The following is a 324-nucleotide window of genomic DNA, read 5'->3' on the forward strand; positions in this document are numbered from 1 at the left end:
TGAAGCCGGAAGCCTTCACCAGCCTGTCGAGCCAGCCTTCAAGCCCCAGTCCGTTCACCACCACCACGTCAGCCTTGCCCAGCATCGCGCTGTCCTTTGGCGAAGGCTCATAGGTATGCGGGTCACCATCCGGCCCCACCAGGGTAGTGACATTGACGTTATCGCCACCCACCTGTTTCGCCATATCCCCCAGCACCGAGAAGCTGGCAACCACGTTCAGTGTTTTCGCCATCGCCCCCTGCGCCATCACGCTCAATGCCAGCGCCAGAGCAATCCCCATACGTTTCGTCATCGTTTTCCCCTTAAAAGACGCCCGCAGACTGA

The 324-nt window shown here is 59.6% G+C and carries 1 protein-coding gene; it reads right to left on the reverse strand.

The genetic code is table 11. The features are described 5' to 3' along the window. A partial coding sequence (locus GYRE_RS14335; RefSeq protein WP_038256162.1) for a metal ABC transporter substrate-binding protein occupies positions 1–292 on the reverse strand: 292 nt, incomplete at its 3' end. Positions 293–324 lie beyond the last annotated feature (32 nt).

Source organism: Yokenella regensburgei ATCC 49455 (assembly GCF_000735455.1).
GTDB lineage: Bacteria > Pseudomonadota > Gammaproteobacteria > Enterobacterales > Enterobacteriaceae > Yokenella > Yokenella regensburgei.